Source organism: Puniceibacterium sediminis (assembly GCF_900188035.1).
Lineage (GTDB): Bacteria > Pseudomonadota > Alphaproteobacteria > Rhodobacterales > Rhodobacteraceae > Puniceibacterium > Puniceibacterium sediminis.
In genome coordinates this window covers 102,814-126,223 of record NZ_FZNN01000014.1, presented here as the reverse complement: position 1 = coordinate 126,223, position 23,410 = coordinate 102,814, and the positions used below count along the sequence as shown (strand labels likewise).

General features: G+C 60.6%; 22 protein-coding genes. 8 read left to right on the top strand and 14 right to left on the bottom strand.

Annotated features, from left to right (window positions below):
• Window positions 1–316: 316 nt before the first annotated feature.
• The gene (locus CHB75_RS15295) at window positions 317–1,918 is read right to left on the bottom strand and encodes a DUF1217 domain-containing protein (protein WP_176439156.1); all 1,602 of its coding nucleotides are present in this window, start codon (window positions 1,916–1,918) and stop codon (window positions 317–319) included.
• Window positions 1,919–2,094: 176 nt separating this feature from the next.
• Window positions 2,095–5,550, bottom strand: a complete 3,456-nt coding sequence (gene smc, locus CHB75_RS15290) for a chromosome segregation protein SMC (protein ID WP_089272005.1) — start codon at window positions 5,548–5,550, stop codon at window positions 2,095–2,097.
• A 180-nt stretch (window positions 5,551–5,730) separates the two neighbouring features.
• Between smc and CHB75_RS15285 the strand changes: the two genes are divergently transcribed.
• Window positions 5,731–6,195 (top strand): GNAT family N-acetyltransferase, encoded by a 465-nt coding sequence (locus tag CHB75_RS15285; protein ID WP_089272003.1) that lies wholly within the window; start codon window positions 5,731–5,733, stop codon window positions 6,193–6,195.
• On the opposite strand, the gene CHB75_RS15280 is transcribed toward CHB75_RS15285, so the two are convergent.
• The 4 genes from CHB75_RS15280 to CHB75_RS15265 all read right to left on the bottom strand — a co-directional run bounded on the left by CHB75_RS15280 (window position 6,183) and on the right by CHB75_RS15265 (window position 9,366).
• Window positions 6,183–6,587: a hypothetical protein gene (locus tag CHB75_RS15280; protein WP_089272001.1), complete on the bottom strand. Its 405-nt coding sequence runs from the start codon at window positions 6,585–6,587 to the stop codon at window positions 6,183–6,185. The two genes, CHB75_RS15285 and CHB75_RS15280, sit on opposite strands and share 13 nt — an antisense overlap.
• A 35-nt stretch (window positions 6,588–6,622) precedes the next feature.
• On the bottom strand, window positions 6,623–7,402 hold the full coding sequence (locus CHB75_RS15275) for an HpcH/HpaI aldolase family protein (protein WP_089272000.1): 780 nt from the start codon (window positions 7,400–7,402) through the stop codon (window positions 6,623–6,625).
• Between the two features lie 128 nt (window positions 7,403–7,530).
• A complete protein-coding gene (locus tag CHB75_RS15270) occupies window positions 7,531–8,340 on the bottom strand; it encodes a division plane positioning ATPase MipZ (protein ID WP_089272033.1) in 810 nt (269 codons plus the stop codon).
• 513 nt (window positions 8,341–8,853) lie between these two features.
• Window positions 8,854–9,366 (bottom strand): DUF4405 domain-containing protein, encoded by a 513-nt coding sequence (locus CHB75_RS15265; protein WP_089271998.1) that lies wholly within the window; start codon window positions 9,364–9,366, stop codon window positions 8,854–8,856.
• A gap of 142 nt (window positions 9,367–9,508) precedes the next feature.
• On the opposite strand from CHB75_RS15265, the gene CHB75_RS15260 reads away from it, so the two are divergent.
• Window positions 9,509–9,961: a MarR family winged helix-turn-helix transcriptional regulator gene (locus tag CHB75_RS15260; protein ID WP_217898796.1), complete on the top strand. Its 453-nt coding sequence runs from the start codon at window positions 9,509–9,511 to the stop codon at window positions 9,959–9,961.
• Window positions 9,962–10,076: 115 nt separating this feature from the next.
• Here CHB75_RS15260 and CHB75_RS15255 read toward each other — a convergent pair whose 3' ends face one another.
• Complete coding sequence (locus tag CHB75_RS15255) at window positions 10,077–11,099, bottom strand: alpha/beta hydrolase family protein (RefSeq protein ID WP_089271994.1); 1,023 nt, start codon at window positions 11,097–11,099, stop codon at window positions 10,077–10,079.
• 140 nt (window positions 11,100–11,239) lie between these two features.
• Here CHB75_RS15255 and CHB75_RS15250 point away from each other — a divergent pair, with 140 nt between their 5' ends.
• From CHB75_RS15250 to CHB75_RS15225, 6 genes are all read left to right on the top strand, one after another.
• Window positions 11,240–12,241, top strand: a complete 1,002-nt coding sequence (locus CHB75_RS15250) for a helix-turn-helix domain-containing protein (RefSeq protein ID WP_089271992.1) — start codon at window positions 11,240–11,242, stop codon at window positions 12,239–12,241.
• 281 nt (window positions 12,242–12,522) lie between these two features.
• Window positions 12,523–13,914: an ATP-binding protein gene (locus tag CHB75_RS15245; protein ID WP_089271990.1), complete on the top strand. Its 1,392-nt coding sequence runs from the start codon at window positions 12,523–12,525 to the stop codon at window positions 13,912–13,914.
• Window positions 13,915–14,115: 201 nt separating this feature from the next.
• Entirely contained in the window at window positions 14,116–14,409 is a 294-nt protein-coding gene (locus CHB75_RS15240; RefSeq protein ID WP_089271988.1) for a Dabb family protein, read from the top strand.
• Between the two features lie 23 nt (window positions 14,410–14,432).
• Entirely contained in the window at window positions 14,433–15,551 is a 1,119-nt protein-coding gene (locus CHB75_RS15235) for an aminodeoxychorismate synthase component I (protein ID WP_089271986.1), read from the top strand.
• Window positions 15,552–15,720: 169 nt separating this feature from the next.
• Window positions 15,721–16,524, top strand: coding sequence for a glycosyltransferase family 25 protein (locus tag CHB75_RS15230; RefSeq protein ID WP_089271984.1), 804 nt, complete (start codon window positions 15,721–15,723; stop codon window positions 16,522–16,524).
• Between the two features lie 129 nt (window positions 16,525–16,653).
• Entirely contained in the window at window positions 16,654–17,334 is a 681-nt protein-coding gene (locus CHB75_RS15225) for a hypothetical protein (RefSeq protein ID WP_141135125.1), read from the top strand.
• Between the two features lie 96 nt (window positions 17,335–17,430).
• Here the strand turns inward: CHB75_RS15225 and rpmE are convergent, their stop codons facing one another.
• The 7 genes from rpmE to CHB75_RS15190 form a co-directional block, all read right to left on the bottom strand.
• Complete coding sequence (rpmE, locus tag CHB75_RS15220; protein ID WP_089271980.1) at window positions 17,431–17,652, bottom strand: 50S ribosomal protein L31; 222 nt, start codon at window positions 17,650–17,652, stop codon at window positions 17,431–17,433.
• Window positions 17,653–17,663: 11 nt separating this feature from the next.
• A complete protein-coding gene (gene rplS / locus CHB75_RS15215) occupies window positions 17,664–18,047 on the bottom strand; it encodes a 50S ribosomal protein L19 (RefSeq protein WP_089271978.1) in 384 nt (127 codons plus the stop codon).
• Between the two features lie 347 nt (window positions 18,048–18,394).
• The gene (trmD, locus tag CHB75_RS15210) at window positions 18,395–19,198 is read right to left on the bottom strand and encodes a tRNA (guanosine(37)-N1)-methyltransferase TrmD (protein WP_089272031.1); all 804 of its coding nucleotides are present in this window, start codon (window positions 19,196–19,198) and stop codon (window positions 18,395–18,397) included.
• Between the two features lie 85 nt (window positions 19,199–19,283).
• Window positions 19,284–19,790, bottom strand: a complete 507-nt coding sequence (rimM, locus tag CHB75_RS15205) for a ribosome maturation factor RimM (protein ID WP_089271976.1) — start codon at window positions 19,788–19,790, stop codon at window positions 19,284–19,286.
• A gap of 128 nt (window positions 19,791–19,918) precedes the next feature.
• Entirely contained in the window at window positions 19,919–20,617 is a 699-nt protein-coding gene (locus tag CHB75_RS15200) for a DUF998 domain-containing protein (protein ID WP_089271974.1), read from the bottom strand.
• Between the two features lie 218 nt (window positions 20,618–20,835).
• On the bottom strand, window positions 20,836–21,660 hold the full coding sequence (locus tag CHB75_RS15195; RefSeq protein ID WP_089271972.1) for a MipA/OmpV family protein: 825 nt from the start codon (window positions 21,658–21,660) through the stop codon (window positions 20,836–20,838).
• A 231-nt stretch (window positions 21,661–21,891) separates the two neighbouring features.
• Window positions 21,892–23,316, bottom strand: a complete 1,425-nt coding sequence (locus tag CHB75_RS15190) for an alanine/glycine:cation symporter family protein (protein ID WP_089271970.1) — start codon at window positions 23,314–23,316, stop codon at window positions 21,892–21,894.
• Window positions 23,317–23,410 lie beyond the last annotated feature (94 nt).

The following is a 23,410-nucleotide window of genomic DNA, read 5'->3' as shown; positions in this document are numbered from 1 at the left end:
CACGCTGACGAAATCGGGGGACATTACCAGCCTGTCACCCTGATCGAAGCCGGGAAACTCTGCCTTCGGGCGGTCCAACGTTGGGGGTCGGATCACAAACCCAAAGACTCTCGTTATGACTGAGCGACGACAGGGGGGCAGGTCAAATGCCTCACAACTGCAGGAACTGCAGCGCAAGCTAGCCGCGCGCGCTACGGTATTCTTCGTGTTAGCACGCCGTCCGTTGTAGTCCGAGGTGGGCGAGGGCAACTGGGCCCGCACGCAGATTACTAGCCGATGGAAAAGCTTTTGCAGGGTCCCAGATTTTTGACCACCGTCACCCGGAGTATCCTGAGAGAAGTGCGAGTACGACACCGGCACCAGGGGAAAGACTCGCCGAATTCTGCTGGTCGCTTGCCACCAGAAACCGCCGCCTGAGCTGATCCATTCGATCCGGATCGGCATATTCCGACACGGTTTCAACGCCGAAATACTGTTCGGAGCGTTTCTTGAATTCGCTAAGCTGTTGATCCAGATCGAGAGTTCCAAAGCTCGACGGGAGGCCAAAGGCAGTTTCAAAGACCGCGCGCAACGGAGCGGAGGCCATGACCGAGAACCATTGCGTATCGGTGCGCCCGCCAAGTTCTATCAGATCGGTAAGATCCCGTTCCAGCGATAGAGCGATGCGCATATTGGAGTCGCTTTCGCCAATTTCCTTTTCAAACTGCCGGTCTATGTAATTCTGGCTTATCGTTTCCGCGAAACCCGCGGGATAGGTGCGCGTCGTCGATGCCTCTTTGAAATCGAAGGCTTCGACAAAGGCCTGATAACGCTTATCCGGGTGGACGTTGGCGAGAGACGTCGGGCTCGAGAGATCCGATTCTACGAACCGCTTGGCTTGGGCGATCTTGCCGGCGCCTTGGGGTAGGTTGAAGAAATCCATGACCTTTACAGTCAAGCCCACGTCATTGAACAGATCGTCCGGTTGCTCGATCACGCCACTACGTGACGACAGAGCGTCAACGAGCTTTTGTGCCTTGCTCTGGTCCCTATCTGGATCGCCCAGCGCAAAGGCATTGGAGAGCGCAAGGTAGCGCGGGTCGTCCAGCTTGGCCGCAAAGGATTCATTGTCATAAGGGTCAGACTCCAGCACATTCTTAAGGAAATCCGTCTTGTCCAGATTGGCGAAATCCTTCTCCAGCCCAAAAATGCTCAGTGCAGAATTCGTCAGCTCAGCATTGTCGATAAGGTCGTCAGCCGTTTCGATGTCGTCAAGCACGCCGGAGAATGCATCGACAAAGCCATAAAGACTGTCCTGGCTTTGTGCCTTGCTATGGAAATCGAAGGTTTTGGCCAATTCCACATAGCGTTTGTCGGTAAGGCGGTTTGCAAAAGAATTCTTGTCGCTCAGATCTGACCCCAGCACCTTCTGCAGGAAAAATTCGTTCCCCACGTCTTTTTCCAGACCAAAGCCTTTTAGCGTTGCGCGAAGCAGGCTTGGGTCAGATAGCAGATCCTCGGGCTTTTTCAGCTTGTCCAGCTTGGCAGAAATTGCCGTATCGGTTTGGGACGTTTCTATTCTGGGGCCGGTGGTCCCAGCAAAATTGAAGGTTTGAGCCAGCGCAAGGTAACGCTTGTCGGCAAGTCGGTTTGCTAGAGACGTTGAGTCGGCAAGATCGGAATCGAGCACCTTTTTGATGAACGCACGGTTGCCCAGATCGTCATCCAGACCAAAGGCCCCAAGGGCAACGCGGAGCAGTTCGCGGTTGTCCATCAGTTGTTCGGACGTCTGCACGGATTGGATCTGTTGCTCGAACTGCGCCTTGTCGCGCGCGATCATTGGCGACTTTTCAAACGCGATTTGCTGTTTTTCGCGGGTCCGGTTCAGAAACTCCCAGCCAATGAGGCCAGTGCCGGACACAATGGGGGAAAAGCTCATGAAATCTCCGATTCCTGAAAGACCTACCGCGCAGGATGGGACTTCTGCCTCCGTCATTCGCGTTGTTCGGGGCACGCAGAACAGAGTCCTCGTGTGTCCGTGTACTTATCGGAGGGGTGTTAAGAAAACCTTGCAGCCAGATTTTCGGGATAGGTGTGGTTAATCATGGCCGGCAATCAGGCGACCAGCTTTTCGGCCCGCTTCAGATCGACGGACACCAGCTGGCTGACGCCCTGTTCCTGCATGGTGACGCCGAACAGACGATCCATCCGGCTCATCGTCACGGCGTGGTGGGTGATGATCAGGAAACGTGTGTCGGTGCGGCGGCACATCTCGTCCAGCAGATCGCAGAAACGGGTGACATTGGCATCATCCAGCGGGGCATCGACCTCGTCCAGCACGCAGATCGGGGCGGGATTGGCAAGGAATACGGCAAAAATCAGCGCCATGGCGGTCAGCGTCTGCTCACCGCCCGACAGCAGGCTGAGGGTCGAAAGCTTCTTGCCCGGAGGTTGGCAAAGGATTTCCAGACCGGCCTCAAGCGGGTCATCGGATTCGACCATCACCAGGTTCGCCTCACCGCCGTTGAAGAGGTGGGTAAAGAGCAGGCGAAAGTTGGAATTCACCTGCTCGAACGCGGTCAGAAGCCGTTCGCGCCCTTCGCGGTTGAGGCTGGAGATGCCCGACCGGAGCGTCTTGATCGCCTCTTCGAGGTCGGTCTTTTCAGTGACCAGCGTGTCATGCTCTTCCTGCACCTCGCGGGCATCTTCCTCGGCGCGCAGGTTCACGGCCCCCAGAGCATCGCGCTGGCGTTTGAGCATGTTCACCTGCGCCTCGATCTCGTCAGAGGAGGCGATGTCTTCGGGGTTGGTGCCAAGCATTTCCAGCAGCTTCTCGGGCGTCGTCTCAAGATCATCGGCGATGCGCTGGGTTGCCTGAAGAACGGTGTCACGCGCGGCTTCGGCGCGGGCCTGAGCAGCTGCGCGCGCCTCGCGGGCATCAGAAGCGGCGCGTTCAGAATCGCGTTCGGCCGTTATGGCGTTGCGCAGGGCAGTTTCGGCGGCGGTCAGTGCTTCGGCAGAGTTTTCGCGGCGAGTCCCGGCCTGTGCTATCGCGTCGTTCAGTTCTTCGCGCTTTTCGGCCAGTTCTTCGGGGACGGCAGCGGCCTCTTCGAGTTCATCTTCGGCTGCGGCCTTGCGGTCCTGCAATTCGGCGCCACGGGTCTTGGCCGTTTCCAGACGGTGACGCCAGCCGCTGAGATCCTTGGTGACCTGCTGGGCGCGGGCCTTGCGCGCGTCGCCCTCGCGGCGCAGTTCGTCATGGGCAGAGCGGCGCGCCATCATGGTCATGCGCGCGGCCTCGACTGTCATCTTGATGTCCTCGACCTCGCCCCGCGCCGCGTCGAGATCGCCTAGATCGGCGATGGCGCGCTCGGCATCGATCAGTTGCCTGCGGGTCTGTGTCGCCTCATCCTCATGCCGCGACACGGCAAGGCCAAGGCTTTCCAGGCGGCTCATCGCCATGTTGCGGTCGGCCTCGGCGCGCGACACGGCGCGGGTGGCCTGGGTGTGGTCGGCGTCCGCCTCTCGTCGCGCGTCACGGGCGGCCTTGTCGGCGCGGGTGAGGTCGGCAAGGCGGGCGGTCAGCGCCTCGTGCGCGCCGCGGGCACCCTCCATCCGGGCGGTGGCGCGGGTCATCTCCTGTTTCAGCGACTCCAGCCGGTTTCGCTGTTCCAAACGCAGGGCGGCGGCCGAAGGTGCATCTTTGGCCCAGGCGCGGTAGCCATCCCAGCGCCAAAGATCGCCCTGGACGCTGACAAGCCGTTGACCCGGTTTCAGCAATGGCTGCAGTTGCGGGCCGTCAGCGGCATCGACAAGGCCGATCTGGCTCATGCGGCGTTCCAGAACCCCGGGAATCGAGACATGCTGGTCAAGCGCCGTGACGCCATCGGGCAGCGGCTGAGAGACATCATAGGCGGGCAAAATCGCCCAGCCAGAGGGGCCTTCTGCCTCGACCTGGGGCGCGCGCAAATCGTCGGCCAAGGCGGCGCCAAGCGCCTTTTCATAGCCTTGCGCCACTTTCAGCTGGTCGAGGATTTGGCCACCCGCGGCGGTATCGCGGTCCAGCAGGCGGCTAAGGGCCGAGACTTCGGCTCGCAGGGCGTTGGCCTCGCCTTCGGCTTCAGATCGTTCGGCCCGGGCGTCGGCTTCTTGGGATTGGGTATCGGCACGGGCGGTTTCCGCCTCGGCCAGCACGGTTTCGGCGTTGCTCGCCGCGGCCTGCGCGGCGTCTGCCTTTGCTTCGGCTTCGGCCATGCCGGTGTCTGCGTTCGCGAGCACTTCCTGCGCCTGTTTGGCTGCGGTGCGGGCGCGGGCAGCCTCTTCCTCGCTCCGCTGCAGGGTCTTGCGGACGTCGGTGAGCAAACGGTGGGCGGACTGGTGGCGCGCGGAAAGCCGGGCGACATCCTCGGTCATCCTCGTGAGGTCGTCTTCCCGTTCCTGCAGCACGCTGGCGGCTTCAGAGGCGGCCTCGGCAGTGTCAGAGAGTTTTTCGTCGTGCCCCTCGGCGGCCTTGGCCAGTTCGCGCTCTTCCCACTCCAGCCGCTCGATCGTTTCGATCGCGTCGTGATTCAGGCCGGTTTCGCGCGCCATGTCGTTGGTCATCTGGTCGATGCGGCGGCGCAGGGTTGCAATCGCGTCAACGGCCCGCTTTTCCTGATCCGACAGCGTGTCGCGCTGGACGGTCAGCCGCTGGAGGATGGCCGAGGCGATGGCCTCTTCCTCGCGTAACGGGGGCAGGGCCTCGTCACTTTGTGCCCGTACTTTGGCGGCATTGCGAGCGGCGGTTTCCGCGCGGGCTGCTTCGACTGTCATGCCACGCAGCAACTCTTCGGCGCGCAGCCGTGCCTCCTCGGCCTCGCGCCAGCGGCGGTACAGTAACTGGCCTTCGGCACTGCGCAGGTCATGGCCGATGGCGCGATAGCGGGCGGCCTGACGCGCCTGTCGGGCCAATGTGGCCAGCTGCGCGGCCAATTGTTCGATGACATCATCGACGCGCAGCAGGTTCGCTTCGGTGTTGTTCAGTTTCAGTTCGGCTTCGTGGCGCCGCTGGTACAGGCCGGAAATGCCGGCCGCCTCTTCGAGGATGCGGCGGCGGCTTTTGGGCTTGGCGTTGATCAACTCGGAAATCTGGCCCTGCCGGACCAATGCCGGAGAATGCGAGCCGGTCGATGCGTCGGCGAACAGCATCTGCACGTCGCGGGCGCGCGTGTCTTTGCCGTTGGCCTTGTAGGCCGATCCGACGTCGCGGGTGATGCGGCGGACGATTTCCAGCTGGTCGGATTCGTTGAACCCCGAAGGGGCCAGCCGTTCGGAATTGTCGATGGTCAGGCAGACTTCGGCAAAGTTCTTGGCATTGCGAGACGAGGTCCCGGCAAAGATGACATCCTCCATCCCGCCGCCGCGCATGGCGGTGGGGCGGTTTTCGCCCATGACCCAGCGCAGGGCTTCCAGCAAGTTCGATTTGCCACAGCCATTCGGACCGACGACTCCGGTCAACCCGTCAGCGATGATCAGGTCGGTGGGGTCCACGAAGCTTTTGAAGCCGGTCAATCTGAGCTTGGAGAACTGCAAAGGAAGGCCTTGTGATTCAGGGTTTGATGCACATTCTGCGGGTTTCAGGCGCGCAGAGTCAACGGGATTGCGCCTTATCTGGTTTCTGCAGGGCGCTTATCCACAAGATATTGGGTGGTTTTGATATTGTCTTTGGCAGGGGAATGACCAAGATCGGGGTTGATTTTCCAGGAGGCTCCTATGAGCGTGACAATAGAAACCGTATCCCCCCGTGATCCGCAGGCTGTGGGCCTACTGGAACAGAGCCACGCCCTGATGCGGAAAATGTTCGCGCCGGAAGACAACCATTTTCTGGGGCTCGACGCCTTATGCGTGCCCGCGATATCGCTGTATCTGGCCGCATATGGCGGCCAGGCGGTTGGTTGTGTCGCGCTGATGCGCGCAGAGGGGTATGGCGAGGTAAAATCCTTTTTCGTGGACCCCGGCGCGCGGGGGCGGGGTGTGGGACAGGCTTTGCTTGCGCATCTGGAAGGTGTGGCGCGGGGCGAGGGGCTGACATGGCTCAGGCTGGAAACAGGCACGGGGCTGGATGCCGCAGCGCGGCTGTACCGGTCGCGAGGGTTTTTACCCAGCGGCCCGTTTGGTGCCTACGAAGAATCTCCGGCGAGCCTGTTCTTCGAAAAGAGTCTGGATCAGGACCGGTAACACTCTAGCCCGAGATCGCGAATGTTGCGGGCGGGCGCGGCGTAGGTGTCATAGATATCGCAGGAGAAACGCGCCTTGCGTTTGGGTTTTGGCGGCGGTTTGGCGCCGTTGCAGGACAGGCCGATGACCATCACCGCCGCGTCGCCGCGGATCCAGTGCGGGATGCAGCCGGTCCGTTCATGCGCGGCGATGCCGGCCTTCCGGGCGACGGTTTCAAATTTGGGAAAGGCTTCGGGGTTGGTGCGGATCGCCTCGACCAGCTGACCTTTGATGCGCAACAGGAATCGGCTGCCATCCACCTCTTTCTTCACGGGTTCGATGCCGCGAAAACCGGGGCCGCCGGTGTTGCAGGCGACAAGAAGCAGAATTGGCAGGAGCCAGGCATATTTCATCCCGCCATTTGGCCCGGATCCGGGTTAACAAACGCTTACGATCCGGCGATGTGATCCTGCCATTTCGTGGCCAGCGCCCTGAGCCCCCGGGCCAGAAATACCACATCCGCGCCGACGGCAACAAACTGGGCGCCATTGTCAAAGTGCTGTGCCAGCGCGTCGTCGGAAAAGTCGATGATGCCGGCGGCCTTGTCCGAGGCAGCGATGCGGCGCAGGGTTTCGGCAACCACGGTCTGCATTTCGCGCGCGTTGGGACTGGTGGTATGGCCCATGTCGGCGGCCAGATCGGCGGGCCCGACAAACACCGCATCGACGCCCTCGACCGCCAGGATATCGTCGAGCGCATCCAGTCCCGCGCGGGTTTCGACCTGCACAATCAGGCACATCTGGTCGTTCGCTGTGGCGGCGTAATCTTCGACCGTACCGAAATGCGATGCGCGGCCCAAGGCGTATCCCATGCCCCGGATACCCTCGGGCGGATAGCGCATGGCCCGTACCAGCGCGCGCGCCTCTTCGGCCGAATTGACCATGGGAATCAACAGCGTCTGCGCGCCCGCGTCCAGCACCTGCTTGATCAGCCAGGGTTCACCCATTGGCAGGCGCACAATGGGCGAGGTGTGGGGATCCAGTACCTGCAGCTGCCGGGCAATGGCGGCGAGATCGTTGGGGGCATGCTCTCCGTCGATGAGCACCCAGTCAAACCCGGCACGGGCAGTGGCCTCGGCCAGGTAGGGATCGCACAGACCCATCCAGCAGCCGATGCTGCGTTCTCCCTTGGCGAGTGAGGCTTTGAAGCGGTTCAATGGGGCGGCCATGGGGGGACTCCTTTGATGGTCATACCGTTGCGTTGGTACGCAGCGAATCCGGTCTTTGAATGCGAGCCTAGTCGGCATCTGTTCCGGGGCCAATCCTGTGCGGCAGTTCCGATTGATCCGCCAGAGGATCAGAAGTTGACCGTGACCCCCGGAAGATTGAGCGCCTTGATCAGTTCGCGCATTTCCTGCCGGGCGGCGACGTTCGAAATGTTGAGCTGCTTTACACCGACATCCTTGAGGTCCAGAAGGGTCAGGCCGCGGGGAAATAACTCACGGAAAACAACACGTTCGCTGAAACCCGGGGCGATGCGGAAACCGATGCGCTTGGCCAGACGCTCGAGCGCCTTTTCCATCTTCGCCTTGTTGACCATGTTCTGCGCCCCCAGACGGTTGCGCAGGACGATCCAGTCGATGGGTTTCAGCCCGGCATGTGATCGTAACTGTCTGGCATTCCACACCATTTCGGAATAGACGGACGGCCCCAAAATCTTGTCCCCGCTGGAATCCACATGGGCGAGCAGGTCGAAATCCACAAAGCTGTCGTTCAGCGGGGTGACCAGCGTATTGGCGAGCGAATGGGCGACCTGAGAGAGGCGGGTGTGAGAGCCGGGGCAGTCTATCAGTATGAAATCACACGTTTTTTCGAGCGTTTCAACGGCGGCTGTGAGGCGGAGATCGTAGGCATTTTCGCCCGGTTGCAGCGTCGCGGCGTCGATTTCGGGCAGTTCGATATAGGTCGGGCTGGGCAGATCGAGGTTTTCAGAAGCGAGGAATTTCAATCGGTTATCGGTATACCGGCCCATGGTTTTCTGCCGCAGATCAAGGTCGAGCGCACCGACGCGGTGGCCCATTCTGGCGAGAGCAGTGGAAATATGCATGGAAACGGTCGATTTGCCCGCACCGCCCTTTTCGTTCCCGACAACGATGATGTGTGCCAATGAAGTACCCTTGATCCTGTCCACATGTTCGGCGGTGGAGCGTTGGCGGATACCGTATCTGGTGCGTCCATCCATGAAAAGGCTCGGCGGGTTGACGCCCCTCTTTTTGTGGTGCCTGTCACACAGGGCGGGCTGGATAACGTATGGAAACCGTATGGGTGGCGTATGGTTTCCGTATGGCCGGGGATTTTCGGACGGTTTGAGGCCGTAGTCCGCGGCCAGTCAGAAGAGGCGGATTTCGGGGGGCTAGATGTGGTGTTGGGTGCATGTAAGTCATGCGCGAGCATAATTGGCCCGGACTGCCGCTCAGCGAGTGGGGCGTGGATGCCTTGTGCCTGCGCTGTGCCGACGCCCGAGTAGCGTGTAGCAGGAATGCGCAGGAAGCGACCGTTGCAAAATCTGGGCAGCAGGCCTCCTGACAGGGTGCGAACGGCCCTGACGAGTCATTGACCGAGCCACGTGACGCCGCAGCGCAGCTTTGGCATTTGTGCCATTCGTCTACTGTTCAGCATTTCAAGGGGAGGACACTCTTTCGGGCAGGAACACGATCGCGAGGGGAAAGTTCTCGTCTCCTCCGTATCTGACGACAAGATCGTGGATGGATTCATCAGGCGTAGCCACGAAACCGTTTGCCTCGAACCGTTGAAGAAGCTCATCGACCGGGACGACCGCGACTTGCGCAAGTGCGGAAATAGGCGCCACAACAAGTGAATGTTCGATCCGATCCTTCATCTGCGGGCCGGTGATCAATCCCCAGGTAAAGAACGACAGGATCAGCAGAACGCCAAAAATTGCGATGCTGGCGCGCCCCCAGACCGATTTCAGATAGGATTTGAACGGCCTGAAATTGAGCACCACATGGGCGACGGCCGCGATCAGGAACGCCCATGAAAACCACTGGTGGACGACCGTCACCAGACCCGGATTCCAGTCAAAGAACATCGAAATACCCGTTCCCGCCATCAGGAGAAAAGACCCGATGGTCAGCGGGGTTGCCCAACGGCGGAGGGGAATAGTGGTTAGCATGTCATCTGCTCCTCTTGCGTGACGGATCCGATCTGGTAGCGGGGCGGGAAACTTCGCTTTGCCAAGTCGGTCGATTCGCGTGTATTTTGCACGTAATTGGAGATCTGTTATGCCAGATGAAAACAACGTGCAAGATGCACGTATGCCTGAAGAGATACGTCAGATTCATGCCGCACTGGTCGAAATCATCAGTGTGATGAACCGACCGCAGCGGGATGATGAGATGCTTGCCCGGGCCGGGGTCAGGCTTGATCGGGCACTGTTTCCGCTGCTTGTCGGGGTGCAGCATTTTGGTCCGGTGGGTGTCATGGAACTGGCGGAACGCTCTGGGCGCGACCACACGACCGTCAGCCGCCAGCTGGGGAAACTTGAAAAACTCGGCCTGATCGAACGCCGTTCTTCAGCATCGGATCATCGGGTGCGCGAAGCGGTGTTATCGGCGCAGGGCCGTACTGTGACCGACAGGATCGATGCGGCGCGGCAGCGGATCGCCCAAACGGTTTTTGCCAATTGGGAAGAGCGCGAAGTAAAGGATTTCGCACGCCTGTTGCGAAGTTTTTCTGATGAAATCCGGCACTTGCCACCCGAAGAGTGAAGCATACTGCGGCTATGTCGTTGCATTGTCATTTTGCAGGGAGGCCAAGCAGGCCGGAACTTGCATGGCATAAGGGCATCTGGGGTTTGAAAAACAGATGCCCCAATTGCGTGGATCAATTCAGTTCAAAGTGATCCGCCAAGGCGTCGATGATTTGGTCGAGCACCTGGGCGCGGTTTGTTCCCACCGGGTCGGTGCAGACAGGGTCGTCATGTTCTTCGATCAGAATAGCCTCGCCTGCGGGTTTGCACAGGCCGAGTGCCGAGAAATGCATCGCGGGGGCGATGATCCTGACAGAAGCCTGCGGAACCAATGCCGCAAAATTGCTGCCTGTCGTGCTGGTGTCCGTTGCATTGAGCCTGTCGGCCCCTTCGCCCAGCCCGACAAGCAGGAGCGGGACAGTCACATCTGCCACATCCTCGGGGGCAAGATCCCAGGTCAGCCCGGGATCGATGGCTGCGACGCCACTGATCCTGGGGTCTCTGTAGGATGCCTCATATTTGCCTTGGTCGATTGCCGTGATGTCGACACCTTCCGCAGCCAGTTCGGCGCAAAACTGTGAGCCGGCCCCCGCAGCTTCGCAATAGTGGAAAAAGCCTGCGCGATTGCCCCTGACGCCCGCAAGGGAAAGCGCCGTCCATCCACCATAGGAAAAGCCTGCGGCGTAGATGCGTGAGGCGTCAATGAGGGGGGCATAGGTGGGATCCTGCAAAACGTGGTCCAACGCGGCGGACAGGTCCTGTGCCCGGGTCCAATGGTGGAATGCGGTGTCGAAATCCAGATCGGTGGTTGTGCTGGCTGGATGATTTACGGCGACAACGATTGCCCCTCTCGCAACCAGCCCCGCGCTGAGCCAGGCCATCCGCGCGTAATTTCCCCCCCAGCCATGCGAGAGGAGAACGACCGGGTGTCGTCCGGGCAAGGGCGCGGCGTCCTTGACCACCGGCGTTCCGTAGAACACCGCATTTTCAGCAAACATGGTCTGTTGCTGACCCGCCGCAGGGAACATGACGGCCAGTTGCATATCCTGAGCATGATGGGGAACCGCTATCGTCTGTTCGACAAGGCCGACATCTTGTGCGGCGATTGCAGTGCCCGTCGAGAGGATCAGAGCGAGTGCAAGGAGTGTAGGTTTCATGGTGCGCCTTCCGGTGACGTGGTTTGAATGTTGGCACCGTCATTCAGACGCAGACGGGATTTCATACGACCTCGATCCGGTTTAAGGTCACGCAGATCGGGATTTAGGTCCTATGAAGCCCAGAAACGGACCCACGCCTGATGCCAGTTCTGCCGATACCGATGATTATCGCACTGCTGCTCTCGGGCTTTTTGCTGCATCGCGCGCTGACCCGTGAAACGCATCCTGCGCTTTTGGTGCTGATCGGATGCTGCGCGGCCCAAAGCGCCGTTATCGCGCTGGTGCAATATTACGGCCTGACGGGTCTGAGGATTGTACAACCCCTTCTGGCGACTGTGATCCCCGCGGTCTCGTGGCTGGCGTTCCGTCAGGCGTCGGTCGGGTACCTTGGCAGGCATGACCATCTTCACCTGCTGGGGCCGGTGGCGGCTGTGGTCTGTCTGGCAATCAGCCCCGAAGCGCTGGACGTGTTGATCCCGGCTCTGTTTGCCGGCTACGGCATTGCAATCGCTGTCGCCCTGTTGCGCGGAGAAGACAGCCTGCCGCACAGCCGTCTGGAAAACGGGCGCATGACGGTTCTGGTCTGGCGTGTTCTGGCCGTCGCGCTGGTGGCCTCTGCGGGAACCGACATATTCATCGCGATCCGCCTTGCATCGGGGCATGCAAACGTGCTGCTCTGGTTGCCCAGCCTGTTTTCCTCTGTCACATTGCTCGTTCTTGGGGCGCTTGGCCTGTCGCATGCCATTGACAGCCAGAGCACCAGCCCGGACGCGCGCACCGAATATTCGGTGCAAGACAAAAACCGCGACACCGCCATTGTCGAAAAGCTGGCGACCTACCTTGAGGCCCATAAGCCTTATCTTGATCCTGACCTTACCCTCGCCCGTCTGGCCCGCAAGCTGCAGGTGCCGGAAAAACAAGTGTCCAGCGCGATCAACAAAGCCCAAGGCGAGAACGTGTCCCGTTACATCAACAGGCACCGCATACATCATGCCTGTGCGTTGATGCAGGATGGCAAATCAGTCACCGAAGCGATGCTGGCCAGCGGGTTCAATACCAAGTCGAACTTCAACCGCGAGTTCCTGAGGGTGATGGGCGCCAGCCCACGGCTCTGGCTGAAATCCGCTGTGGAAGTGCAGTAGCCAGGTCGGCAAGACCTTACGATATTGCGGCGAACCACATCGTCCGCCTGCGGCGCATGGCGGCATCCTGAAGGTGCAGGGGATTCGCCTGATCCGGGGCGAAAATGGGCTATTTCTGCGGGCCGCGACGCGCTGGCGACCAGTTGAATGAAAAACAAGTTAAAGTGGTCATTCAAAAAAACCTGCACCGAAACGAGCCCACTTAGGATTAATTTCATAAAAGCCATAGCAGAGTGTTGCACCGAGGGCGTATTGGTCCGCAACATGACTGGAACTTGCTTATGAGCGATGAGCTTTTTGTCAGCCTGGCTACGAATATTGGCTTGCTGGCGATATGCGCAATCTTGGTCACGATCATTGCCGCGTCGATAACTTCCCGGCTTCCCGGTGCGTCGAAAGAGGTATTTGCGCATAATATCCCCTACTTCGGGGTTATTGCCGGATTGGTTTTTGGCCTGACCAGCGCCGCTCTTATCCTGAGTTCTCATAATTTTCAGTCTGGTGTCATTCTTGACAGTCGGGCCGGTCCGGTAATCCTGTCCGGCGTTTTCGGGGGACCCGTTGCCGCAGTGGTGACCTTTGTTATCGGGGGGATTGCACGTGCCTGGGTCGGCGGCCCCTATGTCATCGGTGGTGTGGCGAGCATTGCGATTTACGCGGCTTCGGGTATTTTTCTTGTGCGCTGGCTGAAGATTGATATCTCAAAAACAAGCTGGGCCTCTTATGGCACCCTGATTTTATTCGGGATTGTCGGGACCATTGCCGTGATCCCTGCATTTTTCATGAATCAGGGTCAGGAGATGGCAACAGTCATCGCCGCCATCACCGGGGCCACGCCGATACTTCTGATTCAAAATTCTCTGGCCGTGCTTCTTTTGGGGAGCGCCCTGAAAACGACACTCATGGTGATTCAGGACCACGAACGATTGGGCCTGCTGTCCCGGGACCTTGACGATGCGAACAAGAAGCTGTGTGCGTCCAATAAGAACCTTGAGGAGTCAAACAGGAAACTGAGTGATTTTTCCAATATGGCTGCTCATGATCTGAAGGCGCCCATTCGTGGGATAAGCAACCTTATCAACTTTATCCTGGAAGATCTGCGTGATCTCAACCTGTCCCCGTCAGACGATTTTATTGAAAACACTGAACTTGTTCAGAGCAAGCTTGTCGGTATGAATGCGCTGGTCGAAGATCTGTTAAGCTACTCTTTCACGACCGAAAGAAGGGCGGATGCCCAGTCATTCAACCCGAATGACAGAATTCAGCACGTCATGATGCAGATCGGCGCGCATGATGGATATACCATAAAAGTCGATGCGCCTTTTCCCCAGGCATTTGGTTCCCCGGCCGCGTTTGATATTGTCATTCGAAATCTTCTTTCGAACGCCATCAAACATCATGATCAACCCAGCGGCAGTATCAGCGTAAGTGCCCACCAAGAGAATGATGCCGTTATATTTGAAATTTCCGATGATGGCCCGGGTATTCCGGAGGAATCGCTGGAAGTCATCTTTAAGCCGTTCCAGACGCTCAGTTCAAAGGACGAGGTTCCGGGGAGCGGGCTTGGGCTATCTTTCGTCAGAAAGCTTGTTGAAAGCTGGGGTGGGAGCATTTCCGCGCTGTCGCCAAATGCCCGGGGGAGCACTTTCAGATTCACCATTCCAGTGCCGTAGTCCTGGCTGAAGCGGCGCTGACATCCCTGATGTCGGTTTGCGTGATCGTGCGTCGCGTATTGCTGCGGTCCGGCGGCTTCGCGCTTTCAGTTCAGGCCCTGTGCCTATCCGTCCTGTTGCCCGCCCTCTTGGTCTGTGGTTCTGTCGCGTGCATTCCCGGCTAACATTCCGGGGCTTTCCTCAGGACCACAGGCCAGACACGTGACACACAGACCGACGCTTCGCCACATTGTTTTCTTTTCTGCCCGCGACAAGGGTGACATCCCGAAAATCGTCGAGGGGCTTTCGCTGCTCGGCAAAATCCCGCACTCGAGCCATTTTGAGGTGTGCCGCAACACCCAGAGCGATGCGCTGTCGGCGGAGGTCGATGTGGTGGTCTATGCCGAGTTCGAGTCGGCGGAGGCGATGGCCGCCTACAAGGCTGATCCGATCTATCAGAAGTCGATCGACATTGTCCGCCCGCTGCGCGAGCTGCGCATCGCGGCGGATATCTGACTCCGGTCCGGCGGGGCGCGCGCATGGGGACCCCTCGTGTGATTTTCGACGCCGGGCCGCTGGCGGGGGGCAGCGCCTTTAGTGCGCCGCTGAGGTTGATCCGGGCCGACACGCCCGCAGAGGTGCCCGGCGCGCTTGCCGCGATGGCGGCGGCACAGGCGGCGGGGCATTGGCTGGCTGGCTGTGCGAGTTATGAGCTGGGCTATGTGTTTTCATCCAAGTTGCGCGGGTTGCTGCCCGCGGCGCGGTCGGTGCCGCTGCTGTTGTTCGGGGTGTTCGACGGACCCTCGGGCGATGTGCGGCTGGCCGAGGGGGCGGCGGGGCTGAGCGCGCCCGAGCCGGAGTGGTCATTTGACGAATACGCAGCGGCGTTCGGGGCCGTACATGCACAGATCACGCGGGGCGAGATCTATCAGGGGAACCTGACGTTTCCGATGTCGGCGCGGTGGTCCGGGTCTGCCGAGGCATTGTACGGGCGGTTGAAGGCGCGTCAGGCGGCGCCGCATGGGGCCTTTGTGGATCTGGGCGGGCCGGTGTTGCTGTCGCGTTCGCCCGAGCTGTTCTTTTCGCTGGATGCCTCGGGGCGGATGGTGGCGCGGCCGATGAAGGGCACGGTGGCGCGGGGTCTGAGCGCGGCCGAGGACGCAGAGCGTGTGGCCTGGATGCGTGGGAGCGAGAAGAACCGGGCCGAAAACCTGATGATCGTGGACCTGTTGCGCAATGACATGAGCCGGATTTCCGAGGTGGGATCGGTCCGTGTGCCGCAGCTATATACGGTCGAAACCTATGCCACGCTGCATCAGATGGTGTCAGAGGTGACGGCGCAGGTCCGGGCGGGCGTTGGCATCGCCGAGATTTTCGAGGCGCTGTTCCCCTGCGGGTCGATCACCGGCGCACCAAAGATCCGGGCGATGCAGATCCTGCGCGGGTTGGAGGGCGCGGCGCGGGATGCCTATTGCGGGGCGATCGGGTGGATCGCGCCGGGCGGAGAGATGGCGTTCAGCGTGGCGATCCGCACGCTGATGTGTTTCGCGGACGGGACGGCGCGGCTGAATGTGGGCGGCGGGATCGTCTATGACAGCACCGCCGAGGAGGAGTATGGCGAGGCGCTTCTCAAGGCGCGGTTTGCGGTGCTGGAGTGAGCCTATGCGGCTGTGGGGGATCTTTTCAACGATGTGGCCCCGGATCGGAGGCTTGAGTTTTGACCGGAAATATAACAGGGATAGCCGACGAAATCCCTTGCTTCGGCGCAGTTATTCGCCGTCAGTATCACCGCTGTAACCCGGCGACTGTCGCCCGTGAAAGAATTTCATGCCTTCCAGCCTTTTCGTACAGATCATCAATTTGGACCGCAGCGTCGCGCGGTACGAACATATCAGCGCAGCCTGCGAGCGTGCGGGCCTTGCGCATGAGCGCCTGTCGGCGGTGGACGGCAGTCAGCTGGATTTGACGCGGCTGGAGGGCTACCGGGCGTGGCAGGCAAGGCTTTACTATGGGCGTGTCCTGAGCGCCGGGGAGTTGGGCTGTTACATGTCGCATCTGAACGCGGCACGGCGGTTTTTGCAGAGCGGGCAGGAGTTCGGGCTGGTTCTGGAGGATGATGCCGAGATTGCGCCGGACCTTGTGGCGCGGCTGGAGGCTGTAATCGCACAGCTGGGGGCGGCCAAATCCCTGCGGTGGGATGTGGTGAACCTGTGCAACGCGCCCAAGCATGAGCAGGATCGCACCGCGCTGTTCCAGTGTGATGGGGCGGCCAAGGGCCATGTGATCGAAGCGGCGCATGTCTTTCCCAAACGTACGACGGCGCTGCTTTGGTCGCGCGATGGGGCGGCCTGGTTCGTGGAGGAAGGCGCGCAGATGCGGGCGCCGGTCGATCAGTTCCTGCATTCTGCGCAGAGCAAGCGGGGCAGGGGCCTGAGCCTGCGGCCGGTTTTGATTCCGTATCTCATGATCGAAAGCGATATCAACGCGATGGCGGGCGCGCAGGAGGTGCGTCAGGTTGGTCGGCGCAGCCTCTGGTACGAGATGAGGGCGAGGATGCGCAAGGTGCAGGGCCGCAAACACGGGTGGGCGCACCGCCGCGCAGGGCAGAGCCTGCCGGACGGGAAAGGCTGAGTGGGACATATGGATTATCGGGACGCAGAAATGATGGCGCGCTTTGACGCGCTGGCGGCGCGGATCACCGAGCGGGCCGAGGGCCGTGCTATCCTTTACGTGGCCAACTCGGGGAACTGGGGGGACGGGTTGATCCGGGCCGGGACGCTATCCTTTCTGCGGCACTATAAAATTGCGTTCACGGAATTCGATGCGAGAAAGATGCTGAAAGGCGCAATCGATCAGAGAGCGGTTTGCCGCAAAGTTGCGGATGACCGTCCGTTTTTGATTTATGGCGGCGGCGGCGCTTTGACCCCGGCCTATAGAAAGTCGGAGAAGGTGGCGGCGCTGACCCAGCTCTATGGCGGCGGTATTGTCTTGCCCTCGACCTGCGCGATTCCGCTGGGTGATATGAATTTGCACCCCCAGACCGACCTGTGGATCCGGGATCATCGGATCAGTCAGGTCAACGCTCCGGGCGCTGCTTTTTGTCATGATATGGCGTTCTTTCTTGTCGCGCCCCGGGTGCCTGCGCTGAGGGCAAAAGGAGTGATGATGCGTACCGATCTGGAGCGCCCCGAAAATTCGCAATTGCCGCCCGGGAATTTCGATCTTTCGGTGCGTGGAACGCATAAGTCGGCAGTTTGGCCATTTTTCTGGCGGATCGGGCAGTATCGCCGGATCGTGACCAACCGTCTGCACATCGGGATCGCTGCGGCATTGCTGGGCCGGGAGGTGGATCTGTATGGCGGTAATTATTCCAAGATCGCCGATATCTATGACGCCTCGATCCGGGAGCGATTTGCGAAGGTGCGCTTTCACGACAGCTGAGGGCGGCGCTGGGCGCTGCCCCGGCAAAGTGTGCCCGGAAATGCAGAACGCCGCCCCGGAGGGCGGCGTTTGTTGGTTCGCAGAAGGGCGTGGTTATTAGAAGCCCAGGCCTTCGTACTTTTTCTTGAACTTGCTGACGCGGCCGCCGGCATCCATCAGACGCGAGGAGCCACCGGTCCAGGCCGGGTGCACGGTCGGGTCAATGTCCAGCGTCATGGTGTCGCCTTCCTTGCCCCAGGTGGTGCGCATCTGAAGCACAGTACCGTCGGTCATCTTGACGTCGATGACGTGGTAATCGGGGTGAATGTCTTTTCTCATCGGTCCGATCCTTATGCCTTGGCGCCCTTGGGCGCCTTGTAGTTTGTGACCTCGGCGATACGGGCAGATTTACCGCGACGCTCGCGCAGATAATACAGCTTGGCACGACGGACCTTACCGCGGCGGACCACTTCGATCATGTCGATGTTGGTCGAGAACAGCGGGAATACACGTTCCACGCCTTCGCCGAACGAAATCTTGCGGACGGTGAAAGAGGCTGCGATGCCGTGGCCGTTGTTACGGGCGATGCAGACGCCTTCGTAATTCTGGACACGGGTACGGGTGCCTTCGGTCACCTTGTAGCCGACGCGGATGGTGTCGCCGGCCTTGAAATCGGGAATGGTCTTCCCGAGGGCGGCGATTTGCTCCGCCTCGATCTGTTCGATCAGGTTCATCTGATCATCTCCTATTCTGCTTGCGGTTTGTCCCGCAAAGGTGTGCGCGTCCTGAGAGCTCTTGGTCTTCGCCCGGGTCCGCAGATGCGCCCGCCAGAGTTCAGGTCGTCGTTATTCCGTATTCCGGTCCTTTGGCCCTCTTGTGACGCACGCCGCAGATCCGTCCGAAGGAGACGAGGCAGAGGTGAGTCGGGCGCGGGCCGGAATAGGCGGGGTAAAGCAGATGTGGGGGGTAAGATCAAGGCGTTTGAGGCGAGTGCTTTGGCAGAATGGGAACCCGTGAAGGATCAGCTGGATCAGCCATGGTGCCCACCCGGAATCAAGGCCCGCAGGGCCGGCTTGCGCGGCTACGTCTCTTTCCGCTTTGCCCAGAGGTCCGGGCGGCGTTCCTGTGTCAGCGCCTCGGATTGCGCGTGCCGCCAGCGGGCGATTTCGCCGTGATTTCCCGACAGCAGCACCGGCGGGATGTCATGGCCCAGCCAGGAGGCGGGCTTGGTGTATTGCGGGTGCTCCAGCAGGCCGTCGGAGAAGGATTCCTCGACCGTCGAGGCCGCGTTGCCCAGCACGCCGGGGATCAGCCGCAGGGTCGCATCAAGCAGCGCCATGGCGGGAATTTCGCCCCCGGTCAGGACAAAGTCGCCCATTGAGACTTCGGTGATGCCGTAGTGGTCGATCACCCGCTGGTCCATGCCCTCAAAGCGGCCGCAGATCAGGGTGACGCCGGGTTTGGTGGACAGGTCCTGCGCCATGGCTTGGGTAAAGGGGCGACCCCGGGGCGAGAGGTAGATCAGCGGCGCGTCGGGGGCGATGCGGGCGCGGGCATGGTCGATCGCGCGGCCCATGATGTCGGGGCGCAGCACCATGCCGGCGCCGCCACCCGACGGCGTGTCATCGACGTTGCGGTGGCGGCCTTCGCCAAAGGGGCGCAGATCGATGGCGTCAAGCTGCCAGAGCCCGTCCTGCAATGCCTTGCCCGTGAGCGAGAGGTCGAGCACGCCGGGAAACGCCTCAGGGAACAGGGTGATGACCTGTGCCTTCCAGGCGCGGGCGAGGTCGGGCGTGGCGGTGATCAGCTCGGTCGGTTTCAGCGTCGCCGAGATGGATTTGCGCCCGTGCGAGCGGGTGTGGCGTTCGGGGGGCTGATCGGTCATGGCGGTGGCCTGCTGCTGAAAGGTGTCCGGCCCGTGCATAGGCGGGTGGCGGCAGGGGGTAAAGGGGCGGCTTGGGCGCGGCGCGTCAGTCGAACAGCCCTTCGGGTGGGTCCGTCACGATGCGCCCGGCGGCAAGGTCGACCGTGGGAACGACGGCCAGGGTGAAGGGCAGCAGGATCGTGGCGCTTTGACCCGCTGTCGCCACTTCGAGAAGGTCCGAGGCACCGTGGTTCAGCACGGCCTTTACATGGCCGAGTTCCACCCCGCCGGTGTCGTAGACGGCAAGGCCGATCAGGTCGGCGTGGTAATATTCATCATCGGGCAGGGAGGGCAGCCGGTCGCGCGGCGCAAACAGGCGGGTGCCTTTCAGGGCATCGGCCTCTTCCTTGCTGCGCACGCCGGTCAGGCGCACGGCAAAACCCTGCGGAATGGCGCGGGTGATCTGGAGATCAAAGCTCTGTTCGCCATCTTCGGTGGTGAGGGGGGCGTAGTCGGCAATGGCCTCGGGATCGGCGGTAAAGCTTTTCAGCCGCACTTCGCCCTGCACGCCAAAGGCACCTGCGACGGCACCGACACAGATTTTATCGCTCATGTCACCCTATCCCATCCGGGTTGGTTGCTGTTGGTTCAGGCATAGCCCGGGGCGGGCGGGAATGGCAATGGAGGGGGTGATGGTCAGGTCTGGGGGCTTTGGGGGCTGGGATGACCGCTTCGCCTCGACTACGACGGCAAGCGCCGTGGCGCAGGTGGCGCGCATTTTGCTGACCCATGTAGGTCCAAGCCCGCAATCGAAGCTTCGTAACGCCCAAGTAAAATGATCTGAAGGTAGATCAACGCCTCAAGCAAGCGCTGGAATAAACCTTGGGCATCCGGAATGAGAATGATCGCCAGAAACAGACATGTTCCGAGGGCCGTGACCGGCAGTGCAAGACGGCGGGGAAGCGATGTGCCGTGCGCCGCCAGTCCAAGGGGCAGCAAACCGATGAGCGCAAGCGGATAGGCAATGGCTGAAATGGCCATATGTGCGACATGAACGGAACTGGCAGACAGGTTGCCACCGCTGTCTTTTGCCTGACACCCGGTATCGCACGGCAGAAGAGCTGCGGCCATCAGAAGAACCGCATATGTAGCCAGGATCACTATGGAGAACCGTCTGGATCTGCTTCGCGGCGGCTGTGCATTCAATACCGCGAGGAACGCCAGCAACCAGATTTCGGCCGGAATGAAGACGAGATAATTCACCCAGGCAGCCAACGGGCCCCCAGACGCCCCGAGGACGCTCATAAATTGGCCGATATGCGAATAGCCAGGCGTAAGGGCCCCTATCACACCAACACCTGTCGCGAGCCAAAGCCCACTGAGGATTGGTAAGCCAGCAAGGGCCAGTGTGTTCAGTTCATGCCAGGAATTCAGTCGCAATTATGCGCACCTCTGTCGTTCTATGCAAAAGCATGATCACACAGCAAGACCCCGACCTGAAGCATTCTTCTGGTGGTTCGGCCATCCCCGGGACACAGAATGACAAGCTATTCGAAAATGGCTGTCGCATTCTGGTGGGTCGATAAAGAGCGGACCATGGGCGACGCAAAACGGCGGCACCGATTATGCCGCCGTCCGGTCGTGTTGAGTGGGATAGATCAGAAGCCGAGCTGGAACACGCGGGTCACGCCGAGGCGCACGCCCCACTGATTGTCGTCGCCCGAGCCATCGACCAGCGGGCTTGCGGCGGCATCGTTCTGCAGCACGTCATAGCTGACAGCGCCTTCGAGGCCCCAGAGATCGCTGATCCGGTAGCGGGCACCAAATTCGACACCGGCGGTGACAAGACCGCCATCCGCCTGATACGCCGGGCGACCGACGGCAACCTCGGACGTATCAACGCCGAAATAGGTGTCGGTATAGGTGTCATCGCCCCAGAGAAGGCGCGGACCCATGTTCAGGCGCAGGCGGTCGGTCGGGTGGAGGATATAGTCTGCGCCCGCCTCGGCGACCCAGCCTTCGTGACCGCCAAAGCCGCGGCGCAGATTGGCGAAAACGCCAAAGTTCTGCATGTTGTAACCAATGCCGCCGCCCAGTTCGACAGTGGCGTCGACGTCATCCATGCCGGAAAGATCCTTGTAATCGTCAGGATCGCGGGCACCGATGTAGCCGACCGAGCCGTGCATGTTGAACCCGGTGGAGTCTGCCCAAGGGTCGATATTGCCGATTTCACGGCCGCCCGGAATGCGCAGGAAGTGGAATTTGAACCCGAGATCCGGGGAGACTGCGCCCTTGTCGGCACCGAAATATTCCGGAGTCGATTTAACGCCGCCGCGCAGCGAAAACAGCAGCGTCGGGCGGGGTTCGACGACCGGGGCCGGTGTCATCATCAACGGATCGGTTTCGGCGGGTGTGGGGCCCGCAGCCAACGTGGGCGTGGCTGCGAGGCAGAAAAGAGCAATGGTGACGCGACGCAGGGTCATGGCAGTAACCTTTGTAAATAAGGGACCCGAAGACACAGCATCCCGGGCGGATTTGAGTTTTCCACCTCATAACGATGTTGCGGATTCGGGCAAGTGAGCCTGTTTCGAATGCCGTCATGCGTGATCAAAATAGCGCGTGTTGCGCTGTGAGGCAAATCCCCACGCCCGCCCCGCAATGCAACAGGGGCGCCCGAAGGCGCCCCTGCGTTTTACCCGTTGGACCGATTGCGCCTATTTGGCGTCGGGCCATGCTGTCGGATCGGTGTCGAGATCCGGGAAATTCTTTGGATCGAACACCGGTTTGGCGATCCCCGCCGCCAGTTGCGCGCGGAAATCGTTGATAAGCCGCAGGGCAATCGGGAACAGCATCATCAGCGCCAGTAGGTTGACCACCGCCAAGATGCCCATCATCGGATCCGAGAAGTTGAACACCGAGGTCGCGCCCGGTGCCACCGCCCCGAGGAAGACGATGCCGATGATCGCGATGCGCAGGATCTGGATCGCCATCGGGTTTTCCGTGAGGAAGCTGAGCGCGTTTTCGCCAAGGTAGTAGTTGTACATGATCGACGAGAACGAGAAGAGGAAGATCGCCACCGTCAGGAAGTACTGCGCCCATGATCCGACGTGGTTCACCATGCTTTGCTGGGTCAGGGCGACACCGTCGATACCTTCGGCACCGGGGACATAGACATCGCCCAGCAGGATCACGAAGGCGGTGCAGGAACAGATGATGATCGTGTCGATAAAGACCGAAAAGCTTTGGGTGATGCCCTGGCTGACCGGGTGTTTCACATAGGCCGTCGCGGCGACGTTCGGGGCAGAGCCAAGGCCCGCCTCGTTCGAGAACAGCCCACGGCGCAGACCCTGCGCGATGGCGGCACCCATGCCGCCGGCCACCGCTTCGCGGAAACCAAATGCGTTGGCGACGATGTCCCAGATCACGCCGGGCAGGCCGGTAATGTTCAGCAGGATGATCAGCAGCGCCATGCCGATATAGCCAATGGCCATGACGGGGATGATCACGTCGGCCGCCTTGGCAATGCGGTGGATACCGCCATAGACGATCAGGCCGGTGGCAATCGCCAGTGCGGCCCCGGTGTAGATCCGCGGGATCGACAGGCTGTCCAGCGCGGCGCCGGCGACTGTGTTGCCCTGAAACGCATTGAACCCGATGGAAAAGGACGCGATCAGGCAAACGGCGTAGATGACGGCAAGCCAGCGGTAATTTTCGCCCAAACCGTGGATGATGGCGCGGGCGGGTCCGCCGCGATAGTCGCCTTCGGGTGTGGTGCGTTTGTAAAGCTGTGCCAGCGTCGCCTCGACCAGGGCCGAGCACATGCCGATCAGGGCAATGGCCCACATCCAGAACACGGCGCCGGGGCCGCCTGCGGTGATCGCCACGGCGACACCCGCGATGTTGCCGCCGCCGACGCGGCCGCCGACCGAGACGAACAGCGCCTCGCGGGCGCTGATCTTGGACGGATCAGAGGTTTCGTCATTGCCGGTCAGGACCGAAAACATCCGCTTGAAGAAACGGAACTGCACAAAGCCGCTGGCGGCGGTGAAGAAGACGCCCAGCACGACGAGGAAAGGCACAAGCGCCCATCCCCAGGTCAGATCGTTGATGAGGTTGAAGATCGAGTCGAAAAAACTCATTTGGCCGTCCCTACCCTTATTAAATGCCGCATCTTTGTGCTGCGGTCCTGCGGTCGCAATCTCAGTCTTGCAGCTAAAATGTCCTTTGGATAGC